The sequence below is a fragment of the Bacillus sp. AFS037270 genome (assembly GCF_002585305.1).
Window position 1 is genome coordinate 1 of the sequence record NZ_NUNF01000122.1, and the last position, 515, is coordinate 515.

Here is a 515-nt window from a genome sequence, read left to right on the forward strand (position 1 = left end):
ACCCGATAGTTTAAGTGCTATTGTTCACAATCTCTTTTACACTTAATATAACTCCTAATATAGGGTTAACTCTTGAATATAAATTTTTTTAGCAACAATCCTAATGTAATACCAAAAATCATGGTGCTGAACATATGAGAATAATAATCATTGATGGGTCTAATATCGATATACTTACCTTCTATTAATGTTGTGAATAATAGTTCACATACTAACCAGGCAAATAAACTGCCCACGGTCGTTTTTATAACCAAATGGCATGAACCAAACTTTTCAAATATAAAGTAAAGTAAGACTGCAAAAACACTACTAACTAAAAAATCTACAATTAATCCTATGGTAAATACAGGTCTGTTAAATGTAATAATAAGACTTGATAATTCATAAATACCAAACTTTCCGAAGCCAAAATGTACAAATATCCTCGAAGCAATCTCTCCTGGTATTGTTGAAAGTACACCTAATATACCTATTCTTAACATCCTATCTTGGATCATATCATCATTCCTTAATCT

1 protein-coding gene is annotated in these 515 nt (G+C 30.1%); it reads right to left on the reverse strand.

Annotated features, from left to right (window positions below; all coding sequences use genetic code 11):
• Positions 1 to 65: 65 nt before the first annotated feature.
• The coding region (locus COD92_RS31035; RefSeq protein ID WP_218014499.1) for a hypothetical protein at positions 66 to 515 on the reverse strand (450 nt) is incomplete at its 5' end.